This window comes from Mycolicibacterium aromaticivorans JS19b1 = JCM 16368 (assembly GCF_000559085.1).
Lineage (GTDB): Bacteria > Actinomycetota > Actinomycetes > Mycobacteriales > Mycobacteriaceae > Mycobacterium > Mycobacterium aromaticivorans.
In genome coordinates this window covers 2,160,750-2,175,661 of sequence record NZ_JALN02000001.1, presented here as the reverse complement: position 1 = coordinate 2,175,661, position 14,912 = coordinate 2,160,750, and the positions used below count along the sequence as shown (strand labels likewise).

Annotated in this window: 16 protein-coding genes; 9 read left to right on the top strand and 7 right to left on the bottom strand. The window is 67.3% G+C overall.

What is annotated here, in order from left to right:
* Nucleotides 1-89: 89 nt before the first annotated feature.
* From Y900_RS10600 to Y900_RS10580, 5 genes are all read left to right on the top strand, one after another.
* Nucleotides 90-1,082, top strand: a complete 993-nt coding sequence (locus Y900_RS10600; protein WP_036341807.1) for a TerC family protein — start codon at nucleotides 90-92, stop codon at nucleotides 1,080-1,082.
* 114 nt (nucleotides 1,083-1,196) lie between these two features.
* A complete protein-coding gene (locus tag Y900_RS10595) occupies nucleotides 1,197-1,568 on the top strand; it encodes a SpoIIAA family protein (RefSeq protein ID WP_036341806.1) in 372 nt (123 codons plus the stop codon).
* Between the two features lie 47 nt (nucleotides 1,569-1,615).
* Nucleotides 1,616-2,338, top strand: a complete 723-nt coding sequence (locus Y900_RS10590) for a GntR family transcriptional regulator (RefSeq protein ID WP_109751049.1) — start codon at nucleotides 1,616-1,618, stop codon at nucleotides 2,336-2,338.
* Nucleotides 2,339-2,391: 53 nt separating this feature from the next.
* Nucleotides 2,392-3,942 carry an NCS1 family nucleobase:cation symporter-1 gene (locus Y900_RS10585; protein WP_036341805.1) on the top strand — a complete coding sequence of 517 codons (1,551 nt, stop codon included), beginning with the start codon at nucleotides 2,392-2,394 and terminating at the stop codon, nucleotides 3,940-3,942.
* Nucleotides 3,939-4,667, top strand: coding sequence for an aspartate/glutamate racemase family protein (locus Y900_RS10580; RefSeq protein ID WP_036341804.1), 729 nt, complete (start codon nucleotides 3,939-3,941; stop codon nucleotides 4,665-4,667). Before Y900_RS10585 ends, Y900_RS10580 begins: the two co-directional genes overlap by 4 nt.
* Here Y900_RS10580 and puuE read toward each other — a convergent pair.
* The 6 genes from puuE to Y900_RS10550 form a co-directional block, all read right to left on the bottom strand.
* Nucleotides 4,637-5,554, bottom strand: a complete 918-nt coding sequence (gene puuE, locus Y900_RS10575; protein WP_036341803.1) for an allantoinase PuuE — start codon at nucleotides 5,552-5,554, stop codon at nucleotides 4,637-4,639. The two genes, Y900_RS10580 and puuE, sit on opposite strands and share 31 nt — an antisense overlap.
* 1 nt (nucleotide 5,555) lies before the next feature.
* Nucleotides 5,556-6,590, bottom strand: a complete 1,035-nt coding sequence (gene alc / locus Y900_RS10570; RefSeq protein WP_036346395.1) for an allantoicase — start codon at nucleotides 6,588-6,590, stop codon at nucleotides 5,556-5,558.
* Between the two features lie 63 nt (nucleotides 6,591-6,653).
* A complete protein-coding gene (locus Y900_RS10565) occupies nucleotides 6,654-7,334 on the bottom strand; it encodes a hypothetical protein (RefSeq protein ID WP_051660356.1) in 681 nt (226 codons plus the stop codon).
* Between the two features lie 239 nt (nucleotides 7,335-7,573).
* A complete protein-coding gene (locus Y900_RS10560) occupies nucleotides 7,574-8,536 on the bottom strand; it encodes an alpha/beta hydrolase (protein WP_036341802.1) in 963 nt (320 codons plus the stop codon).
* Nucleotides 8,537-8,545: 9 nt separating this feature from the next.
* Nucleotides 8,546-9,076: a 2-oxo-4-hydroxy-4-carboxy-5-ureidoimidazoline decarboxylase gene (locus tag Y900_RS10555; RefSeq protein WP_036346388.1), complete on the bottom strand. Its 531-nt coding sequence runs from the start codon at nucleotides 9,074-9,076 to the stop codon at nucleotides 8,546-8,548.
* Between the two features lie 89 nt (nucleotides 9,077-9,165).
* A complete protein-coding gene (locus tag Y900_RS10550; protein WP_036341801.1) occupies nucleotides 9,166-9,654 on the bottom strand; it encodes an inorganic diphosphatase in 489 nt (162 codons plus the stop codon).
* A gap of 187 nt (nucleotides 9,655-9,841) precedes the next feature.
* Between Y900_RS10550 and dacB the strand changes: the two genes are divergently transcribed.
* From dacB to hpt, 4 genes are read left to right on the top strand one after another with little or no spacing between them, the layout of a single operon-like run.
* On the top strand, nucleotides 9,842-11,224 hold the full coding sequence (gene dacB, locus Y900_RS10545; protein ID WP_081845060.1) for a D-alanyl-D-alanine carboxypeptidase/D-alanyl-D-alanine endopeptidase: 1,383 nt from the start codon (nucleotides 9,842-9,844) through the stop codon (nucleotides 11,222-11,224).
* On the top strand, nucleotides 11,221-12,267 hold the full coding sequence (locus Y900_RS10540; protein ID WP_036341799.1) for an Rv3626c family coenzyme F420 biosynthesis-associated protein: 1,047 nt from the start codon (nucleotides 11,221-11,223) through the stop codon (nucleotides 12,265-12,267). Before dacB ends, Y900_RS10540 begins: the two co-directional genes overlap by 4 nt.
* Entirely contained in the window at nucleotides 12,246-13,211 is a 966-nt protein-coding gene (gene tilS / locus Y900_RS10535) for a tRNA lysidine(34) synthetase TilS (RefSeq protein WP_036341798.1), read from the top strand. Before Y900_RS10540 ends, tilS begins: the two co-directional genes overlap by 22 nt.
* A gap of 38 nt (nucleotides 13,212-13,249) precedes the next feature.
* Nucleotides 13,250-13,819, top strand: coding sequence for a hypoxanthine phosphoribosyltransferase (hpt, locus tag Y900_RS10530; protein WP_420329753.1), 570 nt, complete (start codon nucleotides 13,250-13,252; stop codon nucleotides 13,817-13,819).
* Between the two features lie 81 nt (nucleotides 13,820-13,900).
* On the opposite strand, the gene Y900_RS10525 is transcribed toward hpt, so the two are convergent.
* Nucleotides 13,901-14,620, bottom strand: coding sequence for an SIMPL domain-containing protein (locus tag Y900_RS10525; RefSeq protein ID WP_036341797.1), 720 nt, complete (start codon nucleotides 14,618-14,620; stop codon nucleotides 13,901-13,903).
* Nucleotides 14,621-14,912 lie beyond the last annotated feature (292 nt).

Genomic DNA, 14,912 nt, shown 5'->3' with positions numbered 1-14,912 from the left:
GGCGGCCAACGTCGGTCGTCCGGTGCCGCGGGCCGGGCTTTGCTCGGCGGAAGAGACCTCGGACGTTTTGTGACGCCCGGAGGTCTTCTATGAATGTGACACCGCTCGAATGGTTCATCACCATCGGCGTGACGGTCGCGGTGCTGCTGTTCGACGTGATCTTCATCGCGCGGCGCCCGCACGAACCGACGATGCGTGAGTGCGGCATCTATCTGTCGTTCTACATCGGCCTGGCCATCGCGTTCGGCCTGTGGGTGTGGAATTTCCACGGTGGCCAGTTCGGCCTGGAGTTCTACGCGGGCTGGCTCACCGAGTACAGCCTGTCGGTGGACAACCTGTTCATCTTCATCATCATCATGGCCAGCTTCAAGGTGCCCAAGATCTATCAGCAAGAGGCGCTTCTGATCGGCATCGTGCTGGCGCTGATCTTCCGCGGCATCTTCATCGCGCTGGGTGCGGTTGCCATTCAACAGTTTTCGTGGATTTTCTACATTTTCGGCGCGTTCCTGGTGTACACCGCGATCCGGCTGGCTCGTGACACCCAGCACGACGACGATGCCGAGAACACCGTGGTGCGCCTGGCCCGCAAATACGTGCCGACCACCGACAGATGGGACGGCTTGAAGCTCTATCTCAAAGAGGGCGGCAAGCGTCTGATGACCCCGATGTTTCTGGTCATCGTCGCGTTGGGGACCACCGATCTGCTGTTCGCGCTGGACTCGATTCCGGCGATCTACGGCCTGACCCGCGAGCCCTACATCGTCTTCACCGCGAACCTGTTCGCGCTGATGGGATTGCGCCAGCTGTACTTCCTGCTGGGTGATCTGCTCAACCGCCTGGTCTATCTGTCGCAGGGCCTGGCCTTCATCCTGTTCTTCATCGGGGTCAAGCTCGTCCTGCATGCGCTGCACGAGAACGAGTTGCCGTTCATCAACGGGGGTGCCGGCTTACACGTCCCGCAGATCCCGACGCTGCTGAGCCTGGCGGTCATCATCCTGACGCTGTTCCTGACCATGGTCGCCAGCCTGATCAAGACCCGGGTGGTCGACAAACGCCGGAAAAGCTCGGCCGCACCGCGCTGATCTCGGTCGGACCCGCCGGCGATCTGTGTCCACCGGGCGCGGGCCGCCCTGAACCGAATCCACGAACGCTGCGAATCTCGGCCGTCTGAGCGGGCGCGGTTCTACGCTTAAGCGATGATCGAAGTCCTTTCCGGCATGCCCGAGGGTGTGACGGGCATTCGGGTGTCGGGCCGGGTGAGCGGCGACGACCTCACGGCGTTCAAGCCGGCCATGGACGACCTGATGAAGGTGGGTGGCGACATCCGGATCGTCGAAGTCATCGACTCCGACTACCAGGGGTTCGGCCCCGGCGGTCTGGTGGAGGATCTCAAGCTCGGCCTGGGCACGCTGTTCACCCGTCACGGCGATTTCAAACGGGTCGCGGTGGTCAGCGACAAGGAGTGGGTGGTCCACACCATTCACGCGGTGGGCTGGCTGATGCCCGGTGACGTCGCGGTGTTCGGCCTCGGCGAGCTCGAGCAGGCCAAGCAGTGGGCGGCCGGCTAGGCCGCAGCCGTAGCACCGCTGAAACATACTGCGCCTAACGTGACCCGATGCTGCGACGACGGTCGGCACTCCTCGATCGGCTGGTGGTCGACCACCCGGGCAGCCCGCAACAGGCCATTCTCGACGAATTGAGGCGCGTCATCCTTGACGGCGCCGTCGCGCCCGGGACACCGATCCCGCTGGCCGAGGTGGCGGATCTGTTCGGGGTGAGCCAGATCCCGGTACGGGAGTCGCTCAAGACGCTGATCGGAGAGGGGTTGGTCGCGCACCGGTCCAACTCCGGGTACACCGTCGCACAGCTCACGGTTCAGGAACTGCGCGAAATGTACATCGTGCGTGAGACTTTGGAGGCAGCGGCGTTGGTGTCCGCCGTCGCCAACGCCACCGACGCCGACCGGGCGGCGATCGTCGCGGCGAACGACGCCCTGCAGCGGGCCGTCGATGACGACGATCCGTTGACCTATCACCGGCAAAGCCGGCAGTTCCATCTCTCGTTGAGCCGGCCGTCGCGCATGTTCCGTCTGCTGCACATGCTCGAATCGGCATGGAACATGACCGAACCCGTGCAGTCCATGGTGCATGTCGCGCCGTCGGCCCGGGCTGCCCTGCATGGCGACCACCGTGAGATGGTGCTCGCGTTCCTGGCCTGCGACTCCGAACAGCTGCTCACTGTTGCCGGGCTGCACGCCCAACGCCTGAATTCCGTGATTGCAGCGTTGCCGACGGACACCGGGCTGTTCCTGCCGGCGGATATATCTTCGGCGCAATAGCCGGGTAGTTCACCGGAAATACCGGGGAAACGCACCGTCGATAGCGTCCGGCAATGACCGACATCGACACACCGCAGAGCGTGAAAGACCTGCCGCCCGGCGCCGTTGTCGGCGCCGGCGACATCGTGGAAGCAGCCGGTCACCCGGTTGGCGGCGGATTGATCAAGCCGGGCTACGACCCGCGTCTGACCAACGAGGATTTGGCCCCGCTGCGCACGCAGCACTGGAGTTCTTACAACATCTTCGCCTTTTGGATGTCCGATGTACACAGCGTCGGGGGTTACGTCACGGCGGGCAGCCTGTTCGCCCTCGGCCTCGCCAGTTGGCAGGTCCTGATCGCACTGCTCATCGGCATCGTGATCGTCAACATCTTCTGCAACCTGGTGGCCAAGCCCAGCCAGGCCACCGGCGTGCCGTATCCGGTGATCTGCCGCAGCGTCTTCGGCGTGCTCGGTGCGAACATCCCCGCCATCATTCGCGGTCTGATCGCAGTGGCCTGGTACGGGATTCAGACCTACCTTGCCTCGGCCGCACTGGATGTCGTACTGCTCAAACTTTTTCCCGGACTTGCGCCGTACGCCGACGTCAACCAGCACGGATTTCTCGGGCTACCGTTCCTCGGCTGGGGAAGTTTCCTGCTGCTCTGGGTCCTGCAGGCCTGCGTCTTCTGGCGTGGGATGGAATCCATCCGCAAGTTCATCGACTTCTGCGGTCCCGCGGTGTACGTGGTGATGTTCATGCTGTGCGGCTATCTGATCTACAAAGCCGGTTGGGGCGCAATCGATCTCAACCTGGGTGACGTGAAGTACACGGGTCTGGACGCCGTGCCGGTCATGCTCGGCGCCATCGCCCTGGTGGTGTCTTACTTCTCGGGCCCGATGCTGAACTTCGGAGACTTCGCCCGCTATGGCAAGTCGTTCGCGGCCGTCAAGCGGGGCAACTTTCTCGGACTGCCGGTGAACTTCCTGGTCTTCTCCATCCTGGTGGTGGTCACCGCCTCGCTCACGGTGCCGGTCTTCGGGGAGCTGATCACCGATCCTGTCGCGACCGTGGCCAAGATCGACTCCACCTTCGCAATCGTGCTGGGAGCGTTGACCTTCACCATCGCCACCATCGGTATCAACATCGTCGCAAACTTCATCTCGCCGGCTTTTGACTTCTCCAACGTCAGCCCGCAGCGGATCAGCTGGCGTGCGGGCGGAATGATCGCCGCCGTCGGCTCGGTGCTCATCACGCCGTGGAACCTCTACAACAATCCCGAAGTCATCCACTACACATTGGAGACGCTCGGTGCGTTCATCGGCCCGCTGTTCGGCGTGTTGATCGGCCACTACTACCTGATCCACAAGCAGAGGGTGAACGTCGATGCTCTGTTCACCCTCGCCGAGGACGGAACCTATTGGTACAAGAAGGGTTACAACCCAGCGGCGGTGATAGCCACGGCTGTCTCGGCTCTGGTCGCGGTGGTCCCGGTGCTGGCTGTCGGAGTGCCGGGCATGCATACCGCCGCGCAGTACAGCTGGTTCATCGGGTGCGGGTTGGGGCTGGCCATCTACTACGTGCTCGCGACGCGCACCAAACTCGCGGTCGCCCCGCTTCCGTGACCCGGATCTGGGTGATCAATCCCAACACCACCGGAGCCATGACCGACACAATTGCCCACTGCGCCGGGGCGGTGGCCGGATCCGGCGTGGCCATCACCGGAATAACCTCCGAGATCGGACCGGAGTCGATCGAGAGCCACTACGACGAGGCGCTGTCTGTTCCTGGCGTGCTGCGGGCGGTGCGGCGAGGTGAACGGGAGGGTGTCGACGGCTACGTGATCGCCTGTTTCGGTGATCCTGGCCTCGACGCCGCACGGGAGGTGGCGGCCGGACCTGTCATCGGTATCGCGGAGGCCGCGATGCAGACGGCCAGCCACCTCGGCAGTGGGTTCAGCATAGTGACCACCCTTGCGCGAACCATCGGCCAGTCGGCGCGCCTAGCCGAACGCTATGGCATGCAACGGTTCTGCCGGGGTATCCATGCCTGCGAGATTCCGGTACTCGATCTGGACAGCGACCCGAACGCGCGCAAGGTCGTCACCGAGGCCTGCCGTGACGCTCTGGAGGCCGACGGGTCCGATGTCGTGGTGCTGGGATGCGCCGGTATGGCGGACATGTGTGCCGAGATCTCCGCCGAATTGGGTGTGCCCGTCATAGACGGGGTCACCGCCGCAACCCTGACGGTCCAGTCGCTGGTGACCATGGGCCTGCGCACGTCCAAGCTGGGCGAGTACGCGACACCGCCGAAAAAGCGCTATCGGACCGGTGATCCGCCGGCGGGGTGAGTCCTGCGCCAGTGGTCGGCGATCTCGATACGGCGGGCGATCCAGACCCGATCGTGGGACTGGACGTGGTCACAGAACCGTTCGAGCGCCGCGGTGCGCGCCGGACGCCCGGCCAGCCGGCAATGCAGCCCGATGGACAGCATCTTCGGGGCGCCCGCGCAGCCCTCGGCGTAGAGCACGTCGAACGCGTCGCGCAGGTGGGCGAAGAACTCATCACCGTTGGAAAAGCCTGCGGCAGAGGCAAATCGCATGTCGTTGGTGTCCAGCGTGTAGGGCACGACGAGATGGTGGCGGCCGTGAACTTCCACCCAGTACGGCAGGTCGTCGGCGTAGGAGTCGGAGTCGTAGATGAAGCCGCCGTGTTCCACGACGAGCCCGCGCGTGTGCGGCGAATCGCGGCCGGTGTACCACCCCAGCGGTGCTGCGCCGGTGAGATCCCGCAGGATCTCGACCGCCTGCGCCATGTCCGCCCGCTCAGTGTCCCGGTCGACCGACTGGTAGGACTTCCATCGCAGTCCATGGCAGGCGATCTCATGGCCTAGCTCACCGAAAGCCGCCACGGCCTCGCTATTTCGCTGCATGGCCATCGCTACTGCGAAGACCGTCAGCGGGATACCGCGGCGCTCGAAAAGCCGGAGCAGCCGCCACAGTCCCGCGCGCGAGCCGTACTCGTAGAGCGACTCCATGCTCATGTGCCGGTTGGGGAAGGCCTCGGCCGGTGTCATCTCGGACAGGAAGGTCTCCGAGTTCGGATCTCCGTCGAGCACACTGTTTTCAGCGCCCTCTTCGTAATTGAGCACGAATTGCACCGCGATCGCGGCGTCGCCCGGCCAGTGCGGATGCGGGGGTGTGCGTCCGTAGCCGACCATGTCCCTCGGATAGCTCATCTCACGACGCCGCGGCCCACTTGTCGGCGACCCGGCGCAGTCCCGTCTCGGTGAGCCGGCCGAACAATCGCAGCCGCGCCATACCGCCGTCGGGATACACCTCGAGGCGGGCGTCGGTCACGGGGCGTTGGCCGGACAGCAGGAAGCGATGCCGGGTATCGGGCTGCAGATCGGTACGGGGCAGCAGCTCGAACCAGTCGCCACCGTCGTCGCGGCCGACCAGGCGGGCGCTGCCGGGGGCGTTACCGAGGAAATAGGACGTGTCCAGTTCGGCTACGGTGACTACCCCCTGACCGGCCAACTGCACCTGCACCCAGTCATTCCCGTTGTCGCGCCGCCGGGAGGTCTCCCACCCCTCGCCCATCGTGTGCGCGGTGCCGGGCAGCAGCAGGTTGTTCGGGGATGAATAGAACATGTTGGAGCAGGCCGTGACTCGGGCGCCGTTGTCCAGGGCGGCGAGGTCGAGGGGGATATCGCCGACGAGCCGCGGGTCGAGCAGACCCTGGCCGTGTACTCGCAGCCGGGCCACTCCACCGTCGGGGTAGATGGACAGTCGTACGTGCGTCCACCGGCGAGACGAACTGGCCTCGAAGGGGTTCCGGGTATCGCCGTTGACGTTTCCGCGTTCGACGATCGTGGTCCACTGCGTCCGGTGTGCAAGGTCTTCGGCGGTCGGATATCCCTCCACGAAGGCGGCCTCGACCGAGATCTGTGGTGGGTAATTACCGGTAAACCAGGCGGTGTCCACCACGACCCCGGCGATGATGGCGGGCACCCCGAGTCGGATGATCGCGCTGTCGTGGTCGTCGGGCCCCGCGCCGCGCCTGCGGCGGGTCTCCCAACCGTCGTATATCTGGCCCTTGTGCCCGAAGGTGGCGGGACGGAATTCCGCCGGCCGGGGGTTGATGAGGTTCTCTCGCTCGGCGAACAAGTCGTCGTTGGCCCATACCACCGCTCCGCCCGCAGGCCGGGCCGCCAGATCGGGGAAGGACAGGAAGTGTGACTGCGTCCGAGTGGGGTTCTGCCGGTCGCTGATCACTCCGTGAGCCTAAGTGACCGTCTACGCCGCGGCGCGCTGAGCAGCGGCCCCGGGCTGGTATCAGGCTTCGATCTCACCTGCCACGCGTCGCTCGATCGCGTCCCGGGCGGCCGCGGGCAGCGCGATCAGTCCGTCGAGTTCGCGCCGTGCTCTGTCGTAGGCGACGCGCCGCTCCTGGGGGGTGGCGGCAGCATCCTCGGCGAGGTGCAACAGGTGCTGCGCACGGCTCAGGCGCTGCTGGTCGTCGACCGAGAAATCGCTGCGGCGCCGGCGGATGGCCTCGGCCTCGGCGACGTCGAAAGCGGCGACGTACTCGCCTACGGCATCGCGATACTCCAGTTGGGCATCGCGATCGTCGATCACATCGTCGATGTCCTCCGGCCGCAGTAGCTCGGCGCGCTGGCGTGCCCTGTGAAAAGCGACGGTCAGCGGGTCGCGCATATCGGTCATCATCGGGAAGTCGAGCAGTTTGGCGACATCTGTCTCGTAGCTGAACCAGCGTTCGTCGGTCCGGTTGTGCGCGATGGTGATTCGCGTCAGCTCCCGCCGGTATGCCGCGTCGGCGTTTCGGCTTCGACCGGCGGCCTCGGCGACCGCGATCTTGGCCTGCTGCTTGAGGCGGTAGCGCTCCATGCGCCGGTCGGCTCGCCGTTCATTGGCGGCGGCCACAGACCGGACAGCACCGCCGATCACCCCGCCCAGCGGGAAGATCAGCCACCAGAAGTGCCACAGCGAATCCACTGTTTCCAGAATGCCATCGCCGCCGCCAAGCTGCCGCAGTTCGCCAGTCCGGCGTTGATCGCGTGGTCGGCCGGTGCCGCGTTCTTCCCGCAAGCCGACGGCCGCGGGCTTGCCGAGACCCTGTCGAACTCCAGGTCGGAGATCATCCACGGCGCGCGAACGTTCCCTGTGCTCGACGCGCCTGACGTGCAGGCCGATCTGATCGCCGAGTTCGCCACGGCCACAAGCGCTGTCGGAAGTCAGACGGCGCGCAGCCGGCGGATCCGGTCGGCGACCGCGCGCTCGGACACCGCCGCTGTGGGGGCCAACGCCTCCCAGGCATGCGGGCAGCCGGGATGCACGTGCAGTTCGGTGGGCACACCGGCAGCGACAAGACGTGCGGCGTAAGCGATGTTTTCGTCGCGGAAGATGTCCAGATCGCCAACGTCGAGGTAGGTCGGCGGCAGTCCGGTCAGGACCTGCGCGCGGGCCGGTGCGGCGTAGATCGACACGTCATCGCCGCCGGCGCGCTCGCCGAGGAGCGCGCCCCAACCCGTGATGTTGTCGTTGTAGTTCCACGTCAGCAACTCCGGTGCCAGCTCAGGATCCGGGGTGGTGGTGCGGTCGTCGAGCATCGGATAGATCAGTACCTGCGCGGCCGGCGCCGGGCCGCCGCGGTCGCGGGCCAGCAGGCTCACCCCGGCAGCCAGCCCGCCACCTGCGCTGTCACCGGCCACCGCGATACGAGCCGGGTCGACGCCCAGATCGGCGGCGTTCTCGGCCAGCCAGCACAGCGCGGCATAACAGTCCTCGACCGGCGTCGGGTCCGGAAACTCCGGCGCCACACGGTAATCCACCAGAAGCATCGGGGCGCCGGTGGCCGCGACATAGCCACGCATCGCCGTGTCATAGGCCGGAGCGGTCTCGGCCAGGCTGTAGATCATGCCGCCGCCGTGCAGGTAGAGCACGGCACTGCCGGGCAGCCCCGACGTTGGGAAGTACCACGCCAGATCGAGCTCCGCACCGTCGGCGGTGGGCAGCGTGTGCCGCGACACCTCGACACCGTCGACCGGCTCGCGGGATGCGCCCAGCGTCTGGAACAACGGGATAGCCCGCTCGCGGCGGGTCACCACGTCCCCGATCGGGGGCGGCTCGAGAGCGGCGGCGGCATCCATCAACGGCTGCAGCAGGGTCAGTACTTCCGGATCCATCGGCAGGGCCACGGTTGCACCCTAGCCCCAGTTGTCGTAGCCGCCCTCGGGGCCGAGCATCCGTTCGAGCCTGCTGCGGTTGATCCGCGCCAGCTCGTTGCACACGACCTTGCGCTCGGTTTCGGGGTCGTGGTGCATCCGGTCGCGGACGGCGGCGATCACCGACTTGGCGCACACCTCGCGTGGCAAACCGCCGATGTGCATGACGAACCCGAAACCGAAATGCTTGTTGTACTCGGTGACCGCCGAGGTGAGTTCGGCCATCACCTCGGGCGAGGAATCCCACACCGAGCACTGCTCGGCCTGCGACTTCGTACTGCCCGGGCGCCGCCCGACATGCGGGTAGGCCTGCAGAATGTCGTCGACCGAGGACTCTGACAGCGAGAACAGCAAGTCGTCGGCCCGGCGGAACAGTTCGTCCCGGTCGGCGTAGGGGCGGCCCCGGGTCAGGTCGCGAGCCAGGGTCACGCTGTTGCAGCACTCGTAGAGCGCGTGGACAGCTTTACTGTCCGGCAGCTCGTTGAAGGCCTCGAGACCGATGCCTTGGTGCATCAACACCAGTTCATCATCGAAAAGCCATAGGACAACCGGGTTACCGATTGTTACAGCCAGGCAAACTTTCTCACCAGGGCGGTCAGCCCTCAGTGATCTTCTTTGGCGAACCGTTCGCGGGAGCGCTCCACCTCGGCCTCCGCCTCGGCCCGTCCGACCCAGTCGGAGCCCTTGACGAACTTGCCCGGCTCGAGGTCCTTGTAGTGGGTGAAGAAGTGCTGGATCGAATCGAGTTCGTCCTTGGGCACGTCACCGATGTCCTGGATGTGATCCCAGCGGTTGTCCCCGGCAGGCACACACAGCACCTTGTCGTCGCCGCCGGCCTCGTCGACCATCTTGAACATGCCGACCGGGCGCGCCTCGATCAGCACGCCGGGGAACACCGACAGCGGCAGCAGTACCAGTGCGTCCAGCGGGTCGCCGTCCTCGCCGAGGGTGTCCTCGATGAAGCCGTAGTCCGCGGGGTAGGCCATCGGGGTGTAGAGGTAGCGGTCAAGGCGGACCCGTCCGGTTTCGTGGTCGACCTCGTACTTGTTGCGCTGACCCTTCGGGATCTCGATGGTGACGTCGAACTCCACCGTGCGACTCCTTATTTCCGCTGACACCTGCCCGCCGGGATTATCCCCGGTCGCTTCGCCCGCCCCTAGCCTTCGGCTGGGGGAACCCCCAACCCGCCGACGGCGACGCGGCCTACCCTAACGCCCGCGCTGGCCTGCACCACACGGTGGTTCGGCACAATGAGACGAAACGAGAGTCAGGAGAGCGATGAGGCCGACTCAATGGCGGCGCTCCACCCACGTGGTGCTCGCCGTGGCGGTGATCGCGCTGGTTGCGGCCGTCGTCGCGGTGGCCGCCATCCTGACGCATGGTGACACCAGCAGCGCGCAGGCCCCGCCGGGTCACGCACTGGTGACCGCCAGTCCCGGTGTGGTCCCGGTGTCCGATACCGCGCCGGTGCCCACCGCCGCCGGTCTGACCGCCGCGCTGGCCCTGCCCGTCGCCGATCCCAATCTCGGCAACGTCGGCGGCCGGGTCACCGACGCGCAGACCGGCACCCAACTCTGGGAGCATCGCGCGGACGTCCCGCTGCTGCCGGCCTCGACCAACAAGACGCTCACCACCGGCGCTGCGCTGCTGGCTCTGAACCGCGACGAGCGGGTCACCACGACTGTCGTCGCGGCCGACCAGACCACCCAGCCCGGCGTGGTGGTGCTTGTCGGCGGCGGCGATCCGATCCTCTCTGCCGCCCCGGCCGGCCAAGAGACCTGGTATCGCGGGGCCGCCCGGATCAGCGATCTCGCCGACCAGGTGCGCAAGAGCGGAGTCACAGCGACAGCGGTGCAGGTGGACGATTCCCGGTACAGCGGACCGGATTTCGCGCCCGGCTGGGATCCCGCCGACATCGACGGCGGCGACATCGCCCCGATTCAGTCGGTGATGATCGACGCCGGTCGCATCCAGCCGACCACGGTCGATTCGGCCCGGTCCCGGACCCCCGCCCTGGACGCCGGCCGTGCTCTGGCCAGCGCGCTGGGCGTCGACCCGGCCAAGGTCACGATGGCGGCCAGGCCGCCCACCGGCAAGCAGCTGGCGGCGGTGCAGGGCGCACCGCTGATGGAGCGGCTGCGGCAGATGATGAACGCCTCCGACAACGTAATGGCCGAGTCGATTGCCCGGGAAGTCGCCAAGGCCGGTGGACGTCCGATGAGCTTCGCCGGCGCGGTCGACGCGATCACCGCCAAGCTCTCCGGAGCCGGCGTCGATATGACCGGTGCCACGCTGTTCGACTCCAGCGGGTTGTCGGTGCTGGACCGGGTCACCGCCAAGACACTCGACGAGGTGGTCCAGGCCGCCGCGGGACCCGATCAGCCCACCATGCGCCCACTGCTGGACGTCCTGCCGATCGCCGGCGGCAGCGGAACGCTGTCGGACCGCTTCCTCGGCGGTGACTCCAAGGGAGCGTCGGCGGGCTGGTTGCGGGCCAAGACCGGGTCGCTGACGGCGATCAACACCCTGGCCGGGGTGGTCACCGACAACAGCGGCCGGGTGCTGACGTTCGCGTTCCTCTCCAACGATGCCGGCCCGATGGGCCGGGTGGCCCTCGACGCACTGGCCAGCGTTCTGCGGACCTGCGGGTGCGGCTCATGAGCTCGCAGGTGACGGTGGGCCGCGCCGTGGACTGGGCCTTCGCCGGCGATGTCGGCGCCTGGCTGGCCCGGCCTGGACCGGCCGCCACCGACTACACCCGCAGCCAGGCCGTCGACGAACTGTCTGTCGCGGCGCGCAAAGCCGAACGCCCGGTCCGCGAGGTCACCCGGATGGGCGGCGACGCCCCCGTCGCCGAAGCGCGCATCGTCGATCGTCAGGGCTGGATCCGGGCGGCATCGGATTCGATGCGGGTGATGACAGGTGGCACCGACAGCCCGAGCAACCCGGTCACCGGACGGGTGACCGGCGCGCAGACCGGTGCCGTGCTGGCGTTCATCTCCTCGGGGATCCTCGGCCAGTACGACCCGTTCGCCGACACCGGCACCGAGGACGGCCTGCTTCTGCTGGTCTACCCGAACGTGATCGCCGTCGAGCGCCAACTGCGGGTGTCGCCGGCCGACTTCCGGCTGTGGGTGTGCCTACACGAGGTCACCCACCGCGTGCAGTTCTCCGCCAATCCCTGGCTGGCACAACACATGTCGCAGGCGCTGGGGGTGCTGACCTCCGATACGGCCGACGACCTGACCCAGGTGGTGGGGCGGTTGGCCGACTTCGTGAAGAAGCGGCGCGGGGGTGAGTTGGGTGCCAATGACGCGGGCATCCTCGGGTTCATGCGCGCGGTGCAGTCCGAGCCGCAGCAGGTGGCGCTCGATCAGCTGCTCGTCCTCGGCACGCTGCTCGAAGGTCACGCCGACCACGTCATGGACGCGGTCGGCCCGGCCGTCGTGCCGTCGGTGCAGACCATCCGGAACCGGTTCGATCAACGCCGCCAACGCAAGCAGCCGCCGCTACAGCGGCTGCTGCGGGCGCTGCTCGGGGTGGACGCCAAGCTCAGCCAGTACACCCGCGGCAAGGCGTTCGTCGACCACGTGGTGGACCGGGTCGGGATGGACCGGTTCAACACGGTGTGGACGAGTGCGGACACCCTGCCGCTGCCCGACGAGATCGAGGATCCGCAGCGGTGGATCGACCGGGTGCTGTAGCCGCGCTGCGGGCCGGCGCAGCCGGCTTCGCGACCGAGCACCTGCCCGGCGCGACGTCGTGGTGCGTCGCGCTGTCGGGTGGACCGGACTCCCTTGCGCTCACGGCGGCGGCCGCCGCGGCCCTGCCGACGACGGCCCTGATCGTCGACCACGGCTTGCAGCCCGGCTCCGAGCGGGTCGCCGAGACCGCACGCAGGCAGGCGCACGACCTCGGCTGCGTGGATGCCCGGGTGCTGCGGGTACAGGTCGGCACCGACGGCGGCCCGGAGGCCGCCGCGCGCGCAGCGCGCTACACCGCGCTGGACGCCGCGCGCGCCGACGCGCCGGTGCTGCTGGCGCACACCCTCGACGACCAGGCCGAGACCGTGCTGCTGGGGCTCGGCCGCGGCTCGGGACCGCGGTCGATCGCAGGCATGCGGGCCTGCGACCCGCCTTGGTACCGGCCGCTGCTGGGGGTGCGCCGCGCCGTCACCCATGCCGCGTGCGCCGAGCTCGGGTTCACCCCGTGGGACGACCCGCACAATCACGACAACCGGTTCACCAGGGTTCGGCTGCGCACCGAGGTGTTGCCAGTGCTCGAAGACGTGCTCGGCGGTGGTGTTGCCGAGGCGCTGGCCCGAACCGCGGCCGCGCTGCGGGAGGACACCGATGCATTGGACGACTGGGCCGCCTTGGCGGCCGACGCGCTCGGCGACACCGGCGACAGCGTCGCGGTCTCCGCGTTGGCCGCGCTGCCCACCGCGGTGCGGCGCCGGGTGATCCGCGGCTGGCTGTTGGGCGGCGGCGCGACCAACCTCACCGACAAGCAGATCCGCGCGGTGGACGCGCTGGTCACCGCCTGGCGCGGGCAGGGCGGAGTGGCGATCGGCTCGGAGCTTCGGCAGCAAAGATTGTTCGCCGCCCGACGTGACGGCAGGCTGATGATGTACACGCAATCGGTGTGAGATTGGTTGTCTGGCCTTGCTCGTGGCACAGTGTGGACGTGTCGGCGCACGAGCTGTACCCCGGGGACATCAAATCGGTCTTGTTGTCACAAGAGCAGATTCACACCCGGACCGCTGAGCTGGCGGCGTCAGTCGCCCGCGACTACGCCGATTCACTGAACGGTCAGGATCTGCTGCTGCTGACCGTCCTCAAGGGTGCGGTGATGTTCGTCACCGACCTTGCGCGCGCGATCCCGCTGCCCACGCAGTTGGAGTTCATGGCGGTCAGCTCGTATGGATCCTCCACGTCGTCGTCGGGGGTGGTCCGGATCCTCAAGGATCTCGACCGCGACATCCACGACCGCGACGTGCTGATCGTCGAGGACATCGTGGACTCCGGACTGACGTTGTCGTGGCTGCTGCGCAACCTGGCCACCCGCCATCCCAAATCGCTGCGGGTGTGCACGCTGCTCCGCAAGCCCGACGCAGTGCGTGCCGATGTCGACATCGAATACGTCGGCTTCGACATCCCGAACGAGTTCGTGGTCGGCTACGGCCTGGACTACGCCGAGCGCTATCGTGATCTGCCCTTCATCGGCACGCTCGAGCCGAAGGTGTATCAGGGCTAGTCGGTTCCCGCTCTGCCCACGCCGGCGGGTGGCTGCGAAAGTCCGAGTGGAGCGCGCCATTTCGTCGATCTCAATGATCCTCTAGCTGAGCTCCCAGACCGCCGTCACCGAGAAGCTCACGGTCTGCTGGCCGGGCGCCAGCGGAACCGAACTGGCCATCGCGCCGCGCGGCGCGGGCATCGGCACCGGGGGAGTCGGGGGTGTGCCGCCGGGTGCCTCGGAGATCGAGATGATCTTGCCCAGTGACAGCCCCGACAGGTCGGCGTACTGCTGCGCGCGCTGCTTGGCGTCGTTGAACGCCCGGGCTCTCGCGTCGCCGACCAGCTTGGCGTCGTCCTCGATGGAGTAGCTCACCGAGTTGATCCGGGTGGCGTCGCCGCCGGCGCTGACGATGTTGGCCAGCACCTGCGAGGCCGTGTCGAGCTTGCGGATCTTGATCTGGATCGAGTTGCTCGCCCGGTAGCCGGTAATCACCGAGTTGTCGCCGTACTGGGGCTGCAGGCTCACGCCGGTGGTACTGATGTCCTTGCTGTCGACGCCGCTGGCGTTGAGCGCATTGAGTACCGCGTTCTGGCGGTCGTTGGCCTGGTTCATCGCAGTGGTGACGTCGGCTGCGGCTGCCTCGACGCTGACGTCGGCGGTGAGGGTGTCGGGCACGCCCTTCACATCGCCGGAGCCGACGACGGTGACCTGCCGCGGATTGGCGGGCACCGCGGGAGCCGAGTCGCAGCCGGTGAGGACGGCGGCGGCCGTAGCCATCGAGGCCAGCGCAACAACGACACGACGTCCGGCGATGGGCATAGGAGACACCGTAGCGTGGCGCGCTGGATTTTTGGGATGGCCAAGCTGCAGCTGACTCAACTCGGCCGCCCCACCACGCTGATCGAGCTCGACGGCTGGCGAATCGCCAGGACCGCCCGCGAGGCCTCGAGGTGACCCGCCCGCCGCGGCCGCGGAAGGTGTTCTCGGTGCACGACGAGGGGCTGGACGCACTTGCCGAGCCGGAAGCCGTTGCGCGCCAGGCACTGTCGGATCTCACGAACGCCCGTTGGCTCACGCCGGGCGAGCGTACGGCGGTCTAGGCCTGCTTGCC